We start from the raw sequence: 4686 nt of genomic DNA, 5'->3' as shown, positions 1-4686 counted from the left end.
GCCGACGCGCTGCCGGGCCCCACTTCTGGAAAACGCTTCGACGTGATGCTCGATCGCCGTCCCGATCGCTTCGGCCGCGGCGGTGACCACGAACCGTTCCTCAAGCTCGGCTTTCCTGCGGTGCGCTTCTCGGTCGGGGCGGAGAATTGGGATCGCCAGCATCAGGACGTGCGCACCGAGAACGGACGCGTCTTCGCCGACACGATCGACGGCATGGACTTCGATTATCTGGCGAAGGTAACCGCGATCAACGTGGCGACGATCGCGCGGGTCGCGGCGGCACCCGCTGCTCCGGCGAGTGCGTCGATCGCTGGTGCCCTGACGCGCGACACGACCGTGAAATGGGCGCCGGTGCCGGGCGCGCAATCCTACCGCGTGCGCTGGCGTGCCAATGACCGGCAGGCGTGGAGCGACGAGCGGGTCGTGGCGGGTGCGACGACGACGCTGTTGAAGAACGTGCCGGTCGACGACCATTTTGTCGGCGTCAGCGCGGTAGGGGCCGATGGCGCGGAGAGCCTGGTGACGTTCGCGGGGCGTGACCGCGGCTAGGGTCAGGCGCTTCGTAACCGTGCCGGATACGACAACGCCGCCCCGCTACGATCAGCGGGACGGCGTCGTGATTACACCGGGGTCAGCGCGTCAGCAGTTGCATTTGCCCTTGTAGCGATAGCCCTTTGCGTGGCCGTAGGATGCGTCCTCGTACACCTCCTCCTCGACCACGTTCGCGTTCGAGCCGCCGCTGACGGTCACCGTCGTGATCGTCGTGCCGGGATAATACCAGCCGTTGGCGTAGTAACCGGCCGAGCCGGCGGTGCTCGACGTCGTCACCACCGTGCCGTTGCCGGCAACGACCGAGGGGGCCGGGTAGGCGATCTGCGGTCCGGGACCGTAGCCAGAGGGCGGGGGGTAGCCTGCCCCGGCGGTCGCGTAATGCGTCACGCCCGAATAGGTCGTGCCGGCATAGTCGCCGCCGTAACGACCCTCCTGATAGGCGACGACCGGCGCGCCCTGGCGGGCGTAACCGCCGGGCGCCGGGTACGGGGCGCCGTAGTCGGGGCCAACCGGCGGCGCGACGGGCACCCGCCCGGCGCGATCGTTGCGGTCGATCTCGCGCCCGACCAGCGCGCCGGCGCCCGCACCGATCGCAGTGCCGAGCAGGCGGTTACCGCGCCCGGCGATGACGTTCCCGGCGACACCGCCCGCAACTCCGCCAATCACCGCGCCGCCCAGACCATTGTCGCGGTCGCGCGTCGCATAGCCGCCATAAGCCGCGCCATAGCCGTTGTCGTACGCGTCATCGCGGTAGGTGTAATCGACGTCCTGTCCGTCGAAGCGGTCCCAGCCGATGCCACCGACACTGTCATAGACCGAGCCGCGACCATCGACGAGCACCGCGTCGTCGTAATAGCGCGACCAGTTATAGCCGACGGGCGGCGCGTACAGGCCGTAGTTCGACCAGTCGTTGACGTACCAGTTGGGCGACACCCAGTAACCCGGCAGCACGAAGCCGCGTACCGGCCGGCGATAGGCGCCCCAGCCGCCTAGCGCTCGCATGCCGCCCCACCAGCGATTGTTGATGTGACCGCCCCAGCGCGGCCGGCAACCACCCAGGCACGAATTGCCGCCGATCGGGCGCGGGCCGTTCCAGCCGCCGGGACGCGGCCCGTTCCAGCCGCCAGGTCGGGGAGCGTTCCAGCCACCCGGTCGTACGGGTGCCATCCCGCCGCGCGGACCCGCGTCGGCGGGCACGGCCATGACGGTGGCGGCGGTGGCGGCGATCATCAGCATGCGCATGGCCGTTCATTCCCCTGTAAAGTGCGTCGCGCGATCGAACGCGCTCCACGTTTACCGGTTGCTTACCAAGCGCCAGATCGTCTCGCCACTGCAACGACCGTCCCGAAGTGGTGCAGCCGCGCAGGCAGACATCAACCCTGTTCGTTAGGAGATCGCGACCGCGATCCGCGGCGCGAGCAGCGCCATCAACCGCTCGCATCCCGCCGCGTCCCGTTCGTCGAACCGACCGGGCGACGGACTGTCGAGATCGAGCACCCCGATCAGCCTGTCGTCGTGCACGATCGGCACGACCAGCTCGGACGCACTTGCCGCGTCGCAGGCGATATGGCCGGGAAAGGCGTGCACGTCGTCGACCCGCTGCGTCGTTCGCGTCGCCGCCGCGGTGCCGCACACGCCCGCGCCGAGCGCGATGCGGATGCACGCCGCCTTGCCCTGGAAAGGACCCAGGACAAGGCCGCCGTCGACCATGCGGTAGAAGCCCGACCAGTTGAGATCGGGCAGATATTGCCAGATCAGCGCCGCGGCATTCGCCATGTTGGCGACCGCATCGGGCTCGTCCGCGGTCAGTGCGTCGAGCGCAGCATACAGGTCGTGGTAGAGCTCGTCCTTGGAGCCGGCGGACACGTCAAAGGCATACATGGCGCGCGATGTAGAAGCGCAGTGGGTAACATGCCAGCGATCGAGGGCAGGAAGGAACGGCACTGGCGTTCCCGCAGGGCGCTCCGTAGCATTCCGCCATGATGCTTCTTCGCACCCGCGTTCCGCTGCTCGCGCTCACCGCATCGCTCACGCTCGGCATGGCCCCGCCGACCGACATCGCCGAGGTCACGCTGCTTCCTGCGCAAATAGTGGCTCAAGCCGACGTGCCCGGCATGAAGAGCAAGCTGGAGGACCTAGCGAGCATAGACCCGGTGACGCCTTTAGCAGCGAGCGCCAAGGACTCGATGCAGAGCATGGGCGCTATTCAGGCGTTAAGTCTGTTCGGTCGCGAAGACCTCGTTGCGGAGCAGAGTAGCGATTATCGCGCGAACGGATGCGCGGCGCTGACCGGTGGGGGCGAAGTGATGGGCGAGATCACCCGCCGTGCACGGCAAACGAGCGTCGTCATCATTAATGAAAGCCATGAGCGCTCGGAACATCGCGGCTTCACCGCGGAGGTCGCAGCGCGATTGCGTCCGCTCGGCTACAGCATCTTCGCGGCGGAGACATTCTCGAACCCCGAACCGGGTCAACAACGCTTCGTGCCGTCGTTCATGACGCGACCGGCGCAGCCCTACCTTGAGGACGGGGATGGGTATTACACGGCAGAGGCCGGCTATGGCAGGCTGACGAGGCGTGCAAAGGCACTCGGCTATCAACTGCTGCCGTACGAGATTACGTTCTCGAAATCGCAAGCGATCAAGGGAGGGCGTGACGAGCAAGTCGCGGTTCGCGAGGAAGAAGAGGCCAACAATCTTGCGGCGATCATCAAGGCGCATCCGGGTGCCAAGCTGCTCGTCCACGTCGGTTACTCGCACGCAGCCGAAGTGCCGCAGGAGAGGGGCAACCGCTACATGGCGGCGCGGTTGAAGGCCAAGACCGGCATCGAACCGCTGACGATCTCGCAGACGACCTGCCGTGGTGGCAGTGCGACCCGCCGTCTGGCGGCGCTACCGGCGGACGAGCCCGCGGGCACGTTCGATCTCGTCGTCGATCACTCAAGCGCCACCTTCGTGCGCGGGCGACCGACGTGGCGGCAGCGCGCGGGCGACCGCGCCGTGACAATCCCGGCGACGCTCCGGCCCAGGTCGGGTTGGCGGGTGATCGAGGCGCGGCCGGTCGGTGAGCCGGTTACCTCCGTCCCGCTCGACCGCGTGGCGATCCGTGCGGGCGAGGATGTCGCGCTGATGCTGCCGCCCGGCCGCTATCAGCTGCGCGCGATCAACGTGCCTTACGTCAAGCCCGCAGCCTGAGGCTTAGTCGAGCCGTACCTTGCCGCGGCCGGCCTTAACCGCGCTGCGGCCCTTCTTCTCGTCGACGCGGCGGGCCTTGGCGGCGCGCGTGGGCTTGGTCTTCACGCGGCGAGCCTCGCGCTTCTCGGCCTCAGCGAGCAGCTCGGCCAGACGCTGGCGCGCATCCTGCCGGTTTGCCTCCTGCGTGCGGTAGCGCCGGGCGACCAGCACAAGCGTCCCGCTCGCGGTCAGCCGGCTGCCTGCCAGTACCTTCAGCCGACGATATGTTTCGGGCGAGAGGCCGAGGCGGAACACGTCGACGCGCAGCTGGCACGCGGTCGCGACCTTGTTGACGTTCTGCCCGCCCGGCCCCGTCGCGGCGAGGAAGCGCTCGTCCAGCGCGTCCTCGGGTATCTCAACCATCGAAGCCGAGCGCGCGGAAGCGCTCGGGCCAGGGCGCGGCCGCGACGATCGGCTCCTTCGTGCCGCGCGGCACCGTCAACGCGGCGGCGTGGAGCATCGTGCCGCCCTTGTGCGCGCTCCCGTAGGTCGGATCGCCGGTAACCGGCAGGCCGAGCCCTTCGAGCGCGTGGACGCGGATCTGGTGCGTGCGGCCGGTCTCGGGGCGGAACTCGACCAAGGCGCGGCCGTCGTGCGTGCCCAGCAGCGTCCAGGCGGTGCGCGCGGCCTTGCCCTTCGCGTCACCCGTCATCCACCAGCCGCGCTCGGCGGTCGAGCGTTTGGCGAGCGGCAGGTCGATCATGCCTTCGCTTCCCTCCGGCACGCCGTCGAGGACCGCGAAATAGCGCTTCTCGACCGTGCCGGCCTCGAACGCCTGCTGGAACCGCGCGTGCGCCTTGGGGTTGCGCGACAGGAGCAGACAGCCGCTGGTGTCGCGGTCGAGCCGGTGGACGGCCTGCGGCCAGCGCTGAAACCCGAAGGTCAGGGAGTTTAGGTGATT

5 protein-coding genes and 1 pseudogene are annotated in these 4686 nt (G+C 68.5%); 2 read left to right on the top strand and 4 right to left on the bottom strand.

Annotated elements, in window-relative coordinates:
• A pseudogene (locus QZ847_RS14865) lies at positions 1-549 on the top strand (peptidase M28); the annotation flags it as partial.
• 90 nt (positions 550-639) lie between these two features.
• On the opposite strand, the gene QZ847_RS14860 reads toward QZ847_RS14865, so the two are convergent.
• Together QZ847_RS14860 and QZ847_RS14855 are read right to left on the bottom strand one after the other, a co-directional pair.
• Positions 640-1794: an RcnB family protein gene (locus QZ847_RS14860; protein WP_294357880.1), complete on the bottom strand. Its 1155-nt coding sequence runs from the start codon at positions 1792-1794 to the stop codon at positions 640-642.
• Between the two features lie 144 nt (positions 1795-1938).
• Positions 1939-2433 (bottom strand): GAF domain-containing protein, encoded by a 495-nt coding sequence (locus QZ847_RS14855; RefSeq protein WP_294357878.1) that lies wholly within the window; start codon positions 2431-2433, stop codon positions 1939-1941.
• A gap of 98 nt (positions 2434-2531) precedes the next feature.
• On the opposite strand from QZ847_RS14855, the gene QZ847_RS14850 reads away from it, so the two are divergent.
• The gene (locus QZ847_RS14850; protein ID WP_294357875.1) at positions 2532-3746 is read left to right on the top strand and encodes a hypothetical protein; all 1215 of its coding nucleotides are present in this window, start codon (positions 2532-2534) and stop codon (positions 3744-3746) included.
• A 3-nt stretch (positions 3747-3749) separates the two neighbouring features.
• Here QZ847_RS14850 and arfB read toward each other — a convergent pair whose 3' ends face one another.
• Together arfB and QZ847_RS14840 are read right to left on the bottom strand one after the other, a co-directional pair.
• A complete protein-coding gene (gene arfB / locus QZ847_RS14845) occupies positions 3750-4148 on the bottom strand; it encodes an alternative ribosome rescue aminoacyl-tRNA hydrolase ArfB (protein ID WP_093005685.1) in 399 nt (132 codons plus the stop codon).
• The coding region (locus QZ847_RS14840) for an RluA family pseudouridine synthase (protein WP_294357872.1) at positions 4141-4686 on the bottom strand (546 nt) is incomplete at its 5' end. The genes QZ847_RS14840 and arfB, both read right to left, overlap by 8 nt.

Origin of the sequence: uncultured Sphingomonas sp., assembly GCF_913778135.1 — a bacterium.
Taxonomy (GTDB): domain Bacteria; phylum Pseudomonadota; class Alphaproteobacteria; order Sphingomonadales; family Sphingomonadaceae; genus Sphingomonas.
Note: the sequence above shows the minus strand (reverse complement) of the source record. Positions and strands in the feature narration are given on the sequence as shown.

What these genes read in the sequence shown, in the direction of transcription:
- QZ847_RS14860 (WP_294357880.1), bottom strand. Translation starts at nt 1,794, where the DNA reads ATGCGCATGCTGATGATCGCCGCCACCGCCGCCACCGTCATGGCCGTG.
- QZ847_RS14855 (WP_294357878.1), bottom strand. Translation starts at nt 2,433, where the DNA reads ATGTATGCCTTTGACGTGTCCGCCGGCTCCAAGGACGAGCTCTACCAC.
- QZ847_RS14850 (WP_294357875.1), top strand. Translation starts at nt 2,532, where the DNA reads ATGATGCTTCTTCGCACCCGCGTTCCGCTGCTCGCGCTCACCGCATCG.
- arfB (WP_093005685.1), bottom strand. Translation starts at nt 4,148, where the DNA reads ATGGTTGAGATACCCGAGGACGCGCTGGACGAGCGCTTCCTCGCCGCG.